At 66.5% G+C, this 14275-nt stretch carries 12 protein-coding genes; 8 read left to right on the forward strand and 4 right to left on the reverse strand.

Annotated features, from left to right (window positions below; all coding sequences use genetic code 11):
• Positions 1-2: 2 nt before the first annotated feature.
• Positions 3-953 (reverse strand): magnesium/cobalt transporter CorA, encoded by a 951-nt coding sequence (corA, locus tag IM760_RS16940; RefSeq protein WP_204431435.1) that lies wholly within the window; start codon positions 951-953, stop codon positions 3-5.
• A gap of 67 nt (positions 954-1020) precedes the next feature.
• Here corA and IM760_RS16945 point away from each other — a divergent pair, with 67 nt between their 5' ends.
• Complete coding sequence (locus IM760_RS16945; protein WP_204431436.1) at positions 1021-1647, forward strand: alpha-ketoglutarate-dependent dioxygenase AlkB family protein; 627 nt, start codon at positions 1021-1023, stop codon at positions 1645-1647.
• Here IM760_RS16945 and IM760_RS16950 read toward each other — a convergent pair.
• A complete protein-coding gene (locus tag IM760_RS16950) occupies positions 1644-2867 on the reverse strand; it encodes a nucleoside recognition domain-containing protein (RefSeq protein WP_204431437.1) in 1224 nt (407 codons plus the stop codon). The two genes, IM760_RS16945 and IM760_RS16950, sit on opposite strands and share 4 nt — an antisense overlap.
• Before the next feature lie 148 nt (positions 2868-3015).
• Between IM760_RS16950 and IM760_RS16955 the strand changes: the two genes are divergently transcribed.
• Positions 3016-5124, forward strand: coding sequence for a carboxy terminal-processing peptidase (locus IM760_RS16955; RefSeq protein ID WP_204431438.1), 2109 nt, complete (start codon positions 3016-3018; stop codon positions 5122-5124).
• Here the strand turns inward: IM760_RS16955 and IM760_RS16960 are convergent.
• On the reverse strand, positions 5121-6263 hold the full coding sequence (locus IM760_RS16960; protein WP_204431439.1) for an oxygenase MpaB family protein: 1143 nt from the start codon (positions 6261-6263) through the stop codon (positions 5121-5123). The two genes, IM760_RS16955 and IM760_RS16960, sit on opposite strands and share 4 nt — an antisense overlap.
• A gap of 155 nt (positions 6264-6418) precedes the next feature.
• Here IM760_RS16960 and IM760_RS16965 point away from each other — a divergent pair, with 155 nt between their 5' ends.
• Both IM760_RS16965 and IM760_RS16970 read left to right on the forward strand, forming a co-directional pair.
• Positions 6419-7750, forward strand: coding sequence for a sensor histidine kinase (locus tag IM760_RS16965; RefSeq protein ID WP_204431440.1), 1332 nt, complete (start codon positions 6419-6421; stop codon positions 7748-7750).
• A complete protein-coding gene (locus tag IM760_RS16970) occupies positions 7747-8682 on the forward strand; it encodes a response regulator (protein WP_204431441.1) in 936 nt (311 codons plus the stop codon). Before IM760_RS16965 ends, IM760_RS16970 begins: the two co-directional genes overlap by 4 nt.
• Here the strand turns inward: IM760_RS16970 and IM760_RS16975 are convergent.
• Positions 8661-9488 carry an alpha/beta fold hydrolase gene (locus tag IM760_RS16975; protein WP_204431442.1) on the reverse strand — a complete coding sequence of 276 codons (828 nt, stop codon included), beginning with the start codon at positions 9486-9488 and terminating at the stop codon, positions 8661-8663. The two genes, IM760_RS16970 and IM760_RS16975, sit on opposite strands and share 22 nt — an antisense overlap.
• Positions 9489-9608: 120 nt before the next feature.
• On the opposite strand from IM760_RS16975, the gene IM760_RS16980 reads away from it, so the two are divergent.
• The 4 genes from IM760_RS16980 (at position 9609) to IM760_RS16995 (ending at position 14108) form a co-directional block, all read left to right on the forward strand.
• The gene (locus tag IM760_RS16980; protein WP_204431443.1) at positions 9609-11039 is read left to right on the forward strand and encodes an ABC1 kinase family protein; all 1431 of its coding nucleotides are present in this window, start codon (positions 9609-9611) and stop codon (positions 11037-11039) included.
• 169 nt (positions 11040-11208) lie between these two features.
• Positions 11209-12447, forward strand: coding sequence for a Re/Si-specific NAD(P)(+) transhydrogenase subunit alpha (locus IM760_RS16985; RefSeq protein ID WP_239549948.1), 1239 nt, complete (start codon positions 11209-11211; stop codon positions 12445-12447).
• Positions 12447-12722 (forward strand): NAD(P) transhydrogenase subunit alpha part 2, encoded by a 276-nt coding sequence (locus tag IM760_RS16990; RefSeq protein WP_067611132.1) that lies wholly within the window; start codon positions 12447-12449, stop codon positions 12720-12722. The genes IM760_RS16985 and IM760_RS16990 overlap by 1 nt, the downstream gene beginning before the upstream one ends.
• 3 nt (positions 12723-12725) lie before the next feature.
• Positions 12726-14108, forward strand: a complete 1383-nt coding sequence (locus tag IM760_RS16995) for an NAD(P)(+) transhydrogenase (Re/Si-specific) subunit beta (protein WP_239549949.1) — start codon at positions 12726-12728, stop codon at positions 14106-14108.
• Positions 14109-14275 lie beyond the last annotated feature (167 nt).

Below are 14275 nucleotides of genomic sequence, written 5' to 3' on the forward strand. Positions count from 1 at the left end.
GGCTACAACCACCCCTTCCGCTTGAAGTACCAGTACGGCGCCAGGCCGGACAGAATCATCAACCCGATCACCATCGGATAGCCGAACGCCCATTGCAGCTCCGGCATGACCCGGAAGTTCATGCCGTAGATGCTGGCGATCATGGTCGGGGGCAGGAACACCACGGCGGCGATGGAGAAGATCTTGATGATCTGGTTCTGTTCGATGTTGATGAACCCCTGGGTGGAATCCATCAGGAAGTTGATCTTCTCGAACAGGAAGGTGGCGTGGGACATCAGGGTGTCCAGGTCGTGCTGGATTTCCGAGCAGGTGCGGCGGCGGTCCTTGTCGGCGCGGACGTAGCGCTGGATGAAGGAGATCGAGCGCTGGGTGTCCATCAGACACAGCCGCACCTTGCCGTTGCTGTCCTCCAGGTGGGCCAGCTTCTCGATGCCGTCCTCCAGCTCCGCTTCCTCATCCTCCAGCACCAGGTAGCTCACGTCTTCCAGGTCGCGGTGGATGTCTTCCAGGGTGTCCGCCAGGTTCTCGGTTTTCTGTTCCAGAATATTGAGCAGAATATCCAGCGGCTGCTGCACCCGCACCCAGCCGCGCCGCACGCGCAGGCGCATCAGGCGAAAGTCGGGCAGCCGCGAATCCCGGAACGTGAGCAGGCGGCCGGGCTGCAGCACGAACGCCACGGTGGCGGTGCGGTGGCGGCCTTCCGCCTGATAGACGAACAGGGAGTGCACGTGCAGGCCGTGTTCATCGTGGAAGAAGCGGGCCGAGGCCTCGATCTCCTCCACGTCCTCGGAGGCCGGCAGCGCCTGACGGAACAGATGCTGCACCTGTTGCCGTTCCTCGTCGGTGGCGTCCACCAGGTCGATCCAGCTGGCCGCGTCGGAGGTGGCCGGCGTCATATCGGCCACGTCCCGTTCGCGCAGAACGCCGTTCTCGATGTCGTAGACGTGCAGCATGCTAGACTCCCGGATCCATGAATGAGGTCGCCGCCCCGGCGACAGCGGTTAGATAGAGCAGCGCGTGATGAGTGTCAACTCCACCCTGGCAAACCTGGAGCAGGCCAGCGCCGTCATCGAGCTGGATCACGGCGCCCGACTGTGGCGGTTTTACCGGGTTCTCGGCGCCCCCGCCGAGGCCCTCTTCCACACGCTTTGTAACGAATTGCCCTGGGAGCGGCCCACGGTGCGCGTGTTCGGCCGCGCCCACGCGGTCCCGCGCCTGACCTGCTGGATCGCCGATGCCGGCACCCACTATCGCTATTCCGGCCTCCACCATCGCGGCCAGGGCTGGCCCGAGGTCCTGGCGCCCTTGCGTCAACGGCTGCGGCGCCTCACCGGCCGTGATCCCAACGGCGTGCTCGGCAATCTTTACCGGGACGGCGACGACACCATGGGCTGGCACCGGGACAACGAACCGGAACTGGGCCCGGCGCCCTGGGTGCTCTCCTACAATCTCGGCGCCGAACGGGACTTCGCCCTGCGTCGTTACGGCGAGCACCGGCAATCCGATCTGATCACCCTGGGTCACGATGAACTGCTGGTGATGTCCCCGGAAGTACAGCGCCACTACGAGCACGCCCTGCCCCGCCGGCGCCGGGTGACGGCGCCGCGCCTCAATCTCACCTTTCGTGAGATCGTGACCGGCCGTTAACCAAAAAACAGGTAGCTGAAACCGATGGCGGCGAGCAGCCCGGCCAGGTCGGCGCCCAGCCCGCACCACAGGGCGTAGCGCATATTACGAATGCCGACGCTGCCGAAGTACACCGCCAGTACATAGAAGGTGGTCTCGGTGGACCCCTGCATCACCGCCGCCATGCGCCCGGCCAGGGAATCCACCCCCTGAGTCTGCATCACGTCGAGCATGGCGGCGCGGGCGCCGGAGCCGCTCAGCGGTTTGAGAATCGCCACCGGCAAGGCGTCCACGAAACGGGTGTCCCAGCCCAGGGCGGCGGCGCCGTAACGGACCCCGTCCAGGAACAGCTCCAGGGCGCCGCTGGCGCGCAGCATGGCGATGGCGGCCAGCATCGCCACCAAATAGGGAATCAGCTTCACCGCCAGGGTGAACCCTTCCTTGGCGCCCTCGACGAAACAGTCGTAGCTGTCGATGCGCGCCCGCCAGGCGGCCCAGAAAAACGCCGCGATCACCGCCAGCAAAATGCCGTTGCCGATCAGACCGGACAGCACCGAACCCAGCGCCGGCGGCGACAGATAGACCGCCAGGGCCAGCAACCCGAGCAGGCACAGCCAGCCGCCGGCCACCGCCAACAGCAGCGGATCGCGCAGCGGGATGCGCTGCACCCGGGCGGTCAGCGCTACGCCCACGAAGGTGGACACGGTGGTGGCCATCAGCATCGGCAGGTAGACCGCCGCCGGATCGGCGGCGCCCTGCTGGGCCCGGTACAGCAGCACCGTGACCGGCACCAGGGTCACCGACGAGGTGTTCAACACCAGAAACATGATCTGGCTGTCGGTGGCCCGGCGCGGCTCCGCGTTGTGCGCCTGCAGCGCTTCCATGGCTTTCAGGCCCAGCGGCGTGGCGGCGTTGTCCAGGCCAAGCATGTTGGCGGCCAGATTCATGGACACCGCCGCCCCGGCGCCCGGGTCGCGGCGCAGGGAGGGCATCAGCCGCGCCAGCAGCGGCCGCACCGCGCCGGCCAGGCGATCCGCCAGGCGGCTCTGCTCGGCGAGCCGGAACAGGCCGCTCCACAGGGCCAGCACACCGATCAGGCCCAGGCTCACCTCCACCGCCAGATCGGCGGCCCGCCACAGCGCGGTGACCACCCGTGACGGCGCTTCCAGATCGCCACCCAGCAGCTGCGCCAGGGCTCCGAGGATGCCGATCAGAAAGAAGCCGGTGAATAAGCGGTGCACGGTTTTGCGAGTCCTTGGCCGGGCAAAGCGCCCAGTATGTCGTGCCGCGCCGGCCTTGCCTATGGGGGTGGCGATGTGGTGTAAAGATCGGCCGCAGGCTCTTATACTGGGGCAAAACCTTTGATCCATCATAGAATCGAGTGTGCCGATGTCCGTATTCCGTAAGCTGTTTGGTGTGTTTCTGGCGGCCCTGCTGCTGGGAGGCGCCCTCAAGGTCGGCGGCGACCTCAAGGCCGGGCCCGAAATCCAGGGCGCGCTCAAGCCCCAGGCCGTGCATCGGGAGGCGGCGGAGGAAATCGTCGACCGGCTGGACCTGCACTACAGCCGGCTGAGCTTCGACGACGCCCTGTCCGAGCGGGTGCTGGAACAGTATCTGAAGGATCTGGACCCCAACCGGCTGTATTTCACCCGCAAGGACATCGACGACTTCCAGATCTACCGCGACCAGCTGGACGACCAGCTGGAGGACGGCGAGCTGGAAGCCGGCTACTCCATCTTCAACCGCTTCCAGACCCGCCTGGAAGAACGGCTCACCGAAATTCTCGCCGACATCAAGGCCGGCTTCGACGACTGGCAGTTCGACGGTGACGAGCAGGTACTGGTGGACCGCAGCGAAGCGCCCTGGGCCGCCGACGACGAGGCCCTGGACGCGATCTGGCGTCGCCAGCTGAAAAACGCGGTCCTGTCCATGCGCCTCAACGGCACCGAGGACAGCGCCATCCGGGAACGCCTCACCAATCGCTACGAAAGCCAGCTCAACCGGGTTCGCCAGAACACCGCCGAGGACGTGTTCCAGACCTATATGAACGCCCTGGCCCAGTCCTTCGATCCGCACACCAACTACTTCACGCCGCACAATTCGGAAAACTTCGACATCAGCATGAGCCGCTCCCTGGAAGGCATCGGCGCGGTGCTGCAGTACGAGGACGGCTACACCAAGGTGGTGCGCCTGGTGCCCGGCGGCCCGGCCGCCAAACAGGGCCGCCTGAAACCGGCGGACCGCATCGTGGCGGTGGGCCAGGACGACGACGACCTGGTCAACGTGATCGGCATGCGCCTGGACGAAGTGGTCGACATGATCCGCGGGCCCAAGGGCTCGGACGTTCAGCTCGAGGTGATTCCCGCCGGCAGCGCCAGCGAACACGACACCCGCACCGTCACCATCACCCGCAACAAGGTGGTGCTGGAGGAACAGGCCGCCAAGAAGGAAGTGATCGAGTTCGACCACGACGGCGACAAGGTCAAGCTGGGCATCATCGAGATCCCCGCCTTCTATATGGACTTCAACGCCTTCCATCGTGGCGACCCCAACTACACCAGCACCACCCGGGACGTGGCCGAGCTGCTGGTGGAGCTGCGCAAGGAGAACGTGGACGGCCTGGTCATCGACCTGCGCAACAACGGCGGCGGTTCGCTGCTGGAAGTGAACAAGCTGGTCAGCCTGTTCATCAACCGCGGCCCCACCGTGCAGGTGCGCGAGGCCGGCGGCCGCGTCAGCGTGGAGAACGATCAGTACCCGGGCATGCTTTACGCCGGCCCCCTGGCGGTGCTGGTGAACCGCTACAGCGCCTCGGCGTCGGAGATCTTCGCCGGTGCCATGCAGGACTACGGGCGCGCGCTGATCGTCGGCGACCAGACCTACGGCAAGGGCACGGTGCAGACCCTGCTGGATCTGAACCACGGCAAACTGAAAATGACCAACGCCAAGTTCTACCGGGTGTCCGGCTCCAGCAACCAGAACCTGGGCATCGTGCCGGACGTCAATATGCCGTCGCTGATCGACAAGGACGAGGTGGGCGAAAGCAGCCTGCCCAACGCCCTGCCCTGGGACGAAATCCAGCCCGCCGATTACGAACGGTACCAGGACCTGATGCCGCTGCTGCCGACCCTGCGCGAGCGCCACGACCAGCGCATCCAGAACAATCCGGAGTTCGTCTACGTGGAGCAACTGCGGGATCTGGTGGCCGACGCCAACCGGCGCCATGAACTGTCACTGAATGCGGACCAGCGCAAGGCCTGGCAGGATCAGTACGATCAGAAACGGCTGGCCATCGAGAACGCCCTGCGCAAATACCGGGGCGAGGAGCCCATCGACAAGATGGAGGACCTGCGCAAGCTGGAAGAACAGCGCGCCCTGGACCCGGAGGCCAGCGAGGAGCCCATGAACGAGGACCCCTACCTGCGCGAGACCGGCCACATTCTGGCGGACATGGTCGGCCTGCTGCGCGACCAGCGGGTGGCCAGCCAGGACTCCTAACCGAGCGCCTTGAACCCCCACCGGGCGGGATCCCCGCCCAGCCCCACCTTCAGGGTGCGCCGTCCCAGGCCGTGATTGAAATCCTCCAGGCGCCGCTTGGCGGTCTCCGGCAGCAGCCGCTGCCCGAGACTGGCGGCGCTCAGGGTGGCGCGCACCAGCCGCACCGCCGCCGCCGACGATACCTTGCTGTGCAGACGCAGATCGTCGGCCACCGCGTCGCCGATCAGGAACCGGCTGAACGCCAGCAGCACGTCGTAAGGCAGATGAAACGGCGGCTTGTTGGCCATGTCCCTGAGCAGCGCCTTGGCCAGCGCCTCGCTGTCCGGGGTCGGCTCGTAAAGATGGGCGGTCAGCTGTAGCGCCAGCACTTCCTGCTCTTCCACCGTGCTGGTCAGCAACGCCTCGTCCACCCCCAGCAGATAGCCGGCGTAGCGCCAGAAATAGTGCATCGCCCGGTGTTCCTCGGCGCTGATATAGAGGCCCAGACGCTTGAGCCCGCGCACCACCATGTAATCGAACTCCAGCACCGTGCCGGCCATGTCCTCCTGATTGATGGGCAGGTCGTAGCGGGCCTCGTCCCAGTCGCCGCGCTCCGCCAGAAAACGGCGCACCGCCGCGTGCAGCAGCCGCACTTCCATCAGGGTGCGGTGGCCCAGGCCGCCCGGGCGCAGGCCCTCCGGCGCGGCGATGTTGTGCAGCATCTGGCCGGTTTCGTAGATCCGCCGGGACACATCCTTCTGCAGCCGGCCGGTGGCCACCAGCACCTGGGAGGGTTTGTTGTGGGCGTAGCCTTCCACCAGGCTGGAACACATCAGCACCAGCCCTTGCAGGGCACCGTGGCGGCGGTACATGCGTCGCCCCAGTTCCATCGCCTCGAAGTCCACCCAGCCCGGCACCGTGAAGCAGTGATCCAGGAAGTCCTGGTAAACCCCGCCCCGGGCGGCGGCGCGGCGCTCCACCTCGTCCAGCAGCCCCGCAGGACGCTGGAACGGGATGTCCGCCAGGCAGAGGTCCGCCAGCGGGTCCTGGACCCGCCGCCAGGCCTGCAGGCGGTGCGGCGCGTAGCGATCGAACCAGATGTGTTCCGTGGGGGTGCGGGGGCCGGCCCGGTGGCGGGCCAGTTCGGCGGGTGTGGCCATTCGATGCGCTCCTTGGCGTCAGAACCGGCGGGTTCTGTACACGCTAAGAGCCACCGGCGGCACGGTCAAGGCCAAATCACCGCCGCGCCGATGACGGTCACGGGACCGTCATGCTTTTTTTGCAGGCTGGGGCCCCCGATGGACAGGACCCCGGTATGCCTGACGCTCCGCCCCGCCTTGGCGACCTGGCGATCGCCGTGCCCGGCATTGATCCCCGGCACTCGATTTCCCAGCTTGGTGAATGGTTTCTTCTGCCGGAATATGAGCCGCTGCTGTCCCTGCCGCTGGTGCGGGACGGTCGGGTGGCCGGGCTGATCAGCCGCTACCAGATGATGCAGCTGCTGTTCCGGCAGTTCGGCCGCGAGCTGTTCGGCCGGCGGCCGGTGCACCGGTTCATGAAGCGGGATCCGGTGGTGGTGGACGCGGACCTGCCCCTGGAAGCGGCCGCGGATCAGATCCTGGCCTCCATGACCTTTCCGGTCACCGAGGACTTCATCATCGTGCGCGACGGTCGTTATCTGGGCGTGGGCACGGTGATCGGGCTGCTGCAGGCCCTGCAACGGCAATTGAGCGCCCGCTCCCGGCAGCTGGCCCGGGCCTTGCGCGAGCTGAGAACCTCGCAAACACAGCTGGTGCAATCGGAAAAAATGGCTTCCCTGGGTCAGATGGTGGCCGGCCTCGCCCATGAGATGAACACGCCGCTGGGCTACGTGAGCGCCAATGTGGAACTGGCGGAGCAGTTTTTCGGCGAGGCCCACCGATTGAACGAGGCGGTGTTCGCCTTCCTGGACCTGGTGCTGGCGCCACGGGTGGAGGCGGAGGCGTTTGATCAGGCCCTGGCGCGACTGGTCCGCCTGCGCCAGCACTGTGACCCGGCGGGCCAGGCGGTGGACCTGGCGCGCCTGTTCAGCGACACCCGCTTTGGCCTGGGCGAGATCGACAAGCTGGTACGCGGCCTGCAGGACTTCAGCCGTCTGGACCGGGCCGGCGACGAAGCGGTGGACATCCACCACTGCCTGGATGCCGCCCTGCTGCTGGCCAACCACTTGCTCAAGGACCGCATCCGCGTGGTGCGCGACTACGCCGAGGTGCCGCCGGTGCCTTGTCGCCCCTCCGAGATCAATCAGGTACTGCTCAACCTGATCGTCAACGCCGCCCAGGCCATGCGCACCGGCGGCGTGCTGCGGCTGAGCACCGGCCGTCACGCCGACGGCGTTTGCGTACGGGTCACCGACAACGGCGCCGGCATACCGGCGCATCTGCTGCCCCGCATCTTCGACCCCTTTTTCACCACCAAACCACCCGGCGAGGGCACCGGCCTGGGCCTGTCCATCAGCCATCGGATCGTCGAACGCCACGGCGGCCGTATCCAGGTGCGCTCGGACCCGGACCGGGGCACCACCTTCACGCTGACCCTGCCCGCCGGCCCCGCCGCCGGCGCGCCCAGCGGTCCCGATACGCTTTCCCTGACACGGAGAATCCCATGAACGACAAGCCCACCGTGCTGTTGGTGGACGACGAGGAACGGGTGCTGCGCTCCCTGTCACTGTTGTTCCGCCCGCACTTCCAGGTGCTCACCACCACCAACGGCTACGAAGCGGAACGGCTGGTCCGCGAGCGGCGCGTCCATGTGATCGTCAGCGATCAGCGCATGCCGATCATGGAGGGCATCGAAGTCCTGCGCCGGGTGCGGCGCGCCTCGCCCCACACACAGCGCCTGCTGCTCACCGGCTATGCCGATCTGCAGGCGGTGATCGATTCGATCAACGACGGCGAAGTGTTCCGCTACCTGAACAAACCCTGGCAGATGCACGAAATGCTGCACGCGGTACGGCGCGCGGCGGACATCGCCCTGTCGCTGGAGGCCACCGAAGCGGCGCCGGAGGTGGAACCGGCGGCGGTCGCGCCGGTGGGGGATGAGCCGGAGCCGGCGGTGCTGGTGCTGGACGAGGACCCGGAAACGCTGGCCCTGCTGCGCACGGTGGTGGCCCCGGGCCAGGCACTGCACCATCGGACCGATCTCGATCAGGCGTTCGCGCTGCTCGCCGACCAGGAGGACATCGGTATTCTGGTCTGCGACGTGCGCCTGGGCGGCGCCGACATCAGCGCCGCGATCCAGGCGCTGAAACGGGCCCACCCCGCCCTGCTGACCATTCTGGTCAGTCCGGTGCGTGACGTGGAAATTCTGGGGCGCCTGATCAACCGGGGCCAGATCTATCGCTTTCTGCCCAAGCCGGTGCGGCGCGCCATGCTGAAAATGAGCCTGGAGGCCGCCGCCCGGCGACATCGCCTGCTGCGGCACCACCCCGAGGCGCGGGCGGCGAGCGCGCCGGACCCGGCGCCGGAACGGGACCCGGGCCTGTCCCGGCGCTTGTTCGGTTACCTGGAGCGCCTGCGTCAGCGCGGTGGCGTCTCCTGATCGCCACTCTCCTGGTCGCCCCTCCCCTGGTCGCCACTCTCCTGGTGGCCCCCGCCCCAGGCCGCCAGGGTGGCGGCCAGCCAGTCCGGCGCGTCCAGGGACAGATCGTGGCCACCGTCCGGATGCACCGCCAGGGGGCAATGCCAGGCCCGCGCCAGCGCCCGGGAGCAGGCCGGGTGCACCAGCCGGTCGCCGGCGCCGTTGACGATCAGCACCGAAGGGCCGGCGGGCAGGGTCCGCGGCGCCCGGAAACGGGCCGCCGCCCACAGCTGCCGCACGGTATTGGCGGCGGATACCGGCCGCAGGGCGTCCACGGTGCGGAAACGCTCGGCGATGTCGTCGCGCTCGGCGGCGCTCAGATGGTGGGTGGTCAGGTCCAGAATCATCCGTTCCCGGGCCAGCCGGTCGCGGCTCAGCAGACCCTGGCAAACAATGCGCCCGTAGTTGGCCGGCCTCAGGCGCCGCCAGAACGGGCTGAACGGGGCGGCGCTGGAGTTGATCAGCGCCGCGCCCAGCAGCTGCTCCGGATGGCGGCGCAGCCATTCCACCGCCACCATGCCGCCCAGGGACAGGGCCACCAGCCGCACCGGGCCGGTGACGCCCTGGTCGGCCAGGTCCCGGCGGGCGGCGGCCACCATGCCCGCCACCCGGGTGGGGCTGGTGCCGCGAAAGAACACCCCGTTGCCGGGCAGGTCCAGCGGCAGCACCCGATTGCCCGCCCCCAGAACGCCGGCCAGGCGCTCCGCGAAGCCGTCCCAATGGGCCTGCTCACGCACCAGGCCGCGCAGCAGGATCCAGGTTGTCATGCCGACCGCCGACGGGTCGCTCGCGCCATTTCCCCGCATTGAACTCGCTCACGTGTATAACTGGGACGCCCGGGCAAGATAGAATGCCAGGCGTTTGATGCCGTCCACCCGCGAGGCACTATGGCACGAAAAACCGTAAAACGGGTAAAAACGGGCTCTCTGGAGCGCCGCTTTTCCATGGCCCGCGCCGGCTTTCTGGCCGGCGCGCGCTACGCCACCAGCAGCGCCGGCACCCTGTTCGCCAGCGCCGACAAGCGCGAGGCCCGGCGCCGGGAGAATCTCTCCGACCGGGCCCGCGAACTGGTGGATGAACTGGGCCGCCTGAAAGGCTCGGTGGTCAAGATCGGCCAGATGATGGCCCTGTTCGGCGAGCATTTTCTGCCCGAGGAAGTGACCGCCGCGCTGCACACCCTGGAGAACAACACCACGGCCCTGGAGTGGCCGGCGGTGGAGAAACACCTCAAGCAGCAGCTCGGCACCGTCAAACTGCGCGACCTGGAGGTCGATCCCCAGCCGCTGGGCGCCGCCAGCCTGGCCCAGGTGCACCGGGCGCGGCGCAAAAGCGACGGCCGCGAGCTGGTGCTGAAGATTCAGTATCCGGGGGTGGCGGACGCCATCGATTCCGACATGCGCGCCCTGGTGCGCCTGCTGAAACTGAGCCGGCTGGTGCCGATCACCGAGCAGTTCAATCAATGGCTGGACGAGGTCCGCGCCATGCTCGGCCGCGAGGTGGACTACGACCTGGAGGCGCACACCACCCGCCATTTCCGGGAGATTCTGCGCGACGATCCGCGCTTCGTGGTGCCGGAGGTGTTCCCGGACTACTCCACCCACAATATTCTCTGCCTCTCCTATGAAGAGGGCGTGCACATCAGCGATCCCTCGGTCACCGAGCTGAGCCAGGAACGGCGCAATTTCCTGGGCCGCGCGATCATGGAATTGTGCTGCCGGGAGGTGTTCGAGTGGGACAAAATGCAGACCGACCCGAACTTCGGCAACTACCTGATGCGGGTGGACGAGAACGGCCGGGATCAGATCGTGCTGCTGGACTTCGGCGCCATCCGCGATTTCGACGACCAGGTGCTGGGCCCGGGCCGGGAGATGATCCGCGCCGCCTGGTACCACGATACCGACCGCCTGACCCGCGCCATGCGCGCGCTGGGCTTTCTGTCCGGGGACGTGCCGAAGCGGCTGCTGGACGACTTCGCGGCGCTCTGTTTCGAGGCCATCGAGGCGCTGCAGGACCCGGACCGCTTCCCGCCGCCGCCGTCGGTGGTCAATGAAAAGGGGGAGTACCTGTGGGGGGAAAGCAACCTGCCCAACCGGGTCATGAACCGGGCCAGTCGCACCGCCCTGTCGGTGCATTTCGACGTGCCGCCCAAGGAATTCATCTTCCTGTTCCGGAAACTGCTCGGGGCTTACACCTTTTTACACGTGATCAAGGCGGAAGTGCGCGGAAACACCATTCTGGAGCCGTTCGTGCACATGCGGGAGGATTCGGACCGGGCCATCGTCGATCAAAAAATGAGCGAAAAAGGGAAAAAAGCCTGATATTTCCGCTCAATTATTGACCGTTCGTCCAGTGGATGGCCATTTCCTGTTTGCCAAGCTCGCCACTCCACAATAAGGTTAGCACCCTGCTCAGCGGCCGGTTTGTATAAACCGGCCGTTTTTCGAGGTCCCCGGAAAATTCCCGGGACCGGTTTTAACGAACCATAAAATGGGGGTAACGCAGGTGATTATCGGTGTACCCAAGGAAATCTGCCCCGGCGAAGAGCGCGTCGCTTTGACGCCCGCCAACGTCGGCGCACTTTTGAAAAAGCAAGGCGTCGAGATTCTTATCGAACGAGGCGCCGGCGAGGCAGCGGGCTTCCCGGACAGCGACTTCGAGGCCGCCGGGGCCAAGCTTGCCGACAGGGAGCAAATCTTTTCCAGCGCTCAGGCTATCCTGCAAGTCCAGACTCCGGGTAGCAATACGACCAATGGCGATAAGGACGTGGACAGCCTGAAAGCCGATCAGTTCCTGATTGGCATGACGGATCCTCTCGCCAACCCGCAATTCGCCCAGACCCTGGCCGACCACAAGGTCACCGGCATCGCCCTGGAACTGGTGCCGCGGATCACCCGCGCCCAATCCATGGACGTGCTGTCCTCCATGGCCATGATCGCCGGCTACAAATGCGTGCTGCTGGCCGCCAACGCCTCGCACCGCATGTTCCCGATGAACATGACCGCCGCCGGTACCCTGAACGCCTCCCGGGTGTTCGTGATGGGCGCCGGCGTGGCCGGCCTGCAGGCCTGTGCCACCGCCAAGCGGCTGGGCGCCATCGTGGAAGCCTACGACGTGCGTCCGGCGGCCCGTGAACAGATCCTCTCGGTGGGCGCCAAGCCCGTGGAGCTGGACCTGGACACCGGCGAGGCGGAAGGCTCCGGCGGCTACGCCAAGGCCCAGGGCGAGGACTTCCTCAAGCGTCAGCGCGAGCTGATGACCGAAGTGATCAAGGAAATGGACGTGGTGGTCACCACCGCCGCGGTGCCCGGCGCCAAGAGCCCGATCCTGGTCACCGCCGACATGGTCAAGGCCATGAAGCCCGGCTCCGTGATCGTCGATCTGGCGGCGGAGCGTGGTGGCAACTGCGAGCTGACCCGGGCCGGCGAAACCGTGGTGGAGCATGGCGTCACCATTATCGGCCCCACCAACGTGCCCTCCTCCGTGGCCTTCCATGCCAGCCAGATGTTCGGCAAGAACATGGAAAACCTGCTCAACCTGCTGCTCGACGACAACGGCGACCTGCAGCTGGACTTCGAGGACCAGATCGTCGCCGACACCGTGATCAGCCATAACGGTGACGTGCCGCAGGCCCGCCTGCGCGAGATGCTCGGTCTGCCGGAACTGAAAAAAGCCGAGCCGGAAGCCCCCGCCGACGGCGGTGATTCCGACGGCGAGGAGGACAAGTAATGGATTTCGTATCGCAGCTGACCCTCTTTGTACTGGCGATCTTCCTGGGTGTGGAACTGATCACCAAGGTACCGCCGACCCTGCACACTCCCTTGATGTCCGGTTCCAACGCGATCTCCGGCATTACCCTGGTGGGCGCCCTGATCGCCGCCGGCTCCGACGCCGGTCTGCTGATCAACGTGCTCGGCTTCATCGCCGTGGTGCTGGCGACCATCAACGTGATTGGCGGCTTCATGGTCACCAATCGCATGCTCGCGATGTTCAAGAGGAAGTAACCCATGCAGATTTCCGATAACTGGATTGATATCGCCTATCTGATCTCGGCCGTTCTCTTCATCCTCGGCATCAAGGGCCTGACCAAGCCGAAGACCGCCGTGCGCGGCAACCTGCTGGCCGCCGCCGGCATGGGCGTGGCCTGTGTGGTGACCCTGCTGCACCGTGACATCGTCACCTACGAGATCATCATCGCCGGCGTCATCGTCGGTGGCGTGATTGGCGCCATGCTGGCCAAGAAAGTACAGATGACCGCCATGCCCCAGCTGGTGGCCCTGCTCAACGGCTTCGGCGGTGGCGCGTCCTTCGCGGTGGCCGCGGCCGAGTTCTTTCGCGGCGGCCATCCGGACGTGGTGGGCATCATCGCCACCGGCGCCGCGGTGCTGATCGGCGCCGTGACCCTGACCGGCTCCCTGGTGGCGTTCGCCAAGCTGCAGGAACTGATCGACGGCAAGCCGATGGGCTTCCCGGGCATGAAGGTGGTCAACGCCCTGCTGCTGATCGGCTCCGTGGTGGCGATCGGTTACCTGGTGGCCAATCCGGGCACCCCGGCGGTGTTCTGGGCGCTGGCCATCGCCGCCGCCGTGCTCGGCCTGCTGCTGGTGCTGCCGATCGGCGGCGCCGACATGCCGGTGGTGATCGCGCTGCTCAACTCCTACTCCGGTATCGCCGCCTCCGCCGCCGGCTTCGTGATGGGCAACAGCGCCCTGATCGTCACCGGTTCCCTGGTGGGCGCCTCCGGCCTGATCCTCACGCAGATCATGTGTAAGGCCATGAACCGCTCGCTCACCAACGTGCTGTTCGGCGTGATGGCCGAAGCCGGCGAGGCCATGGATCAGGACGAGGTCTACGAAGGCAAGATCAAGTCCACCTCCGCCGAGGAAGTGGCGATGGTCCTGGAAACCGCCCAGCGCGTGGTGATCGTGCCCGGCTTCGGTCTGGCCATGGCCCAGGCCCAGCACGCGGTGCGTGATCTGGCCGACACCATGGAAGCCAACGGCACCGAGGTGGAGTATGCGATTCACCCGGTGGCGGGCCGCATGCCCGGTCACATGAACGTGCTGCTGGCGGAAGCGGAAGTGCCCTACGACAAGCTCAAGGACATGGACGCCATCAACCCCACCTTCGAGCAGACCGACGTGGCCATCGTGCTGGGCGCCAACGACGTGACCAACCCGCTGGCCCGCGAGGACAAAGGCAGCCCGATCTACGGCATGCCGATCCTCAACGTGGACAAGGCCAAGACCGTGGTGGTGGTGAAGCGCTCCCTGAGCCCGGGCTTCGCCGGCCTGCCCAACCCGCTGTTCGCCAAGGACAACACCCTGATGTTGTTCGGCGACGGCAAGGGCGCCGTGGTGGACATCACCACCGCCCTCAAGGAAGGCTGATCCCCGCGATCACCCGCTCCTGAAAAAAAAGCCCGGCCTTGCGCCGGGCTTTTTTTGGTTCATCGCAGTTTAGCGGGAAGTCTCGCTCCAGCCGGGGCGCGCCTCAGGGCGTGACGCCCTTCCGGGAACGCCGCGAGTACGTCCATGTAGGCTCCCTTTCGAACGTC

The organism is Alloalcanivorax marinus, assembly GCF_016906305.1.
GTDB lineage: Bacteria > Pseudomonadota > Gammaproteobacteria > Pseudomonadales > Alcanivoracaceae > Alloalcanivorax > Alloalcanivorax marinus.

Bases quoted from the DNA above. Each gene is read 5' to 3' on its own strand.
- IM760_RS16945 (WP_204431436.1), top strand. From the start codon at position 1,021: ATGAGTGTCAACTCCACCCTGGCAAACCTGGAGCAGGCCAGCGCCGTC.
- IM760_RS16975 (WP_204431442.1), bottom strand. From the start codon at position 9,488: ATGACAACCTGGATCCTGCTGCGCGGCCTGGTGCGTGAGCAGGCCCAT.
- IM760_RS16990 (WP_067611132.1), top strand. From the start codon at position 12,447: ATGGATTTCGTATCGCAGCTGACCCTCTTTGTACTGGCGATCTTCCTG.
- IM760_RS16995 (WP_239549949.1), top strand. From the start codon at position 12,726: ATGCAGATTTCCGATAACTGGATTGATATCGCCTATCTGATCTCGGCC.
- IM760_RS16970 (WP_204431441.1), top strand. From the start codon at position 7,747: ATGAACGACAAGCCCACCGTGCTGTTGGTGGACGACGAGGAACGGGTG.
- IM760_RS16955 (WP_204431438.1), top strand. From the start codon at position 3,016: ATGTCCGTATTCCGTAAGCTGTTTGGTGTGTTTCTGGCGGCCCTGCTG.
- IM760_RS16985 (WP_239549948.1), top strand. From the start codon at position 11,209: ATGGGGGTAACGCAGGTGATTATCGGTGTACCCAAGGAAATCTGCCCC.
- IM760_RS16965 (WP_204431440.1), top strand. From the start codon at position 6,419: ATGCCTGACGCTCCGCCCCGCCTTGGCGACCTGGCGATCGCCGTGCCC.
- corA (WP_204431435.1), bottom strand. From the start codon at position 953: ATGCTGCACGTCTACGACATCGAGAACGGCGTTCTGCGCGAACGGGAC.
- IM760_RS16980 (WP_204431443.1), top strand. From the start codon at position 9,609: ATGGCACGAAAAACCGTAAAACGGGTAAAAACGGGCTCTCTGGAGCGC.
- IM760_RS16960 (WP_204431439.1), bottom strand. From the start codon at position 6,263: ATGGCCACACCCGCCGAACTGGCCCGCCACCGGGCCGGCCCCCGCACC.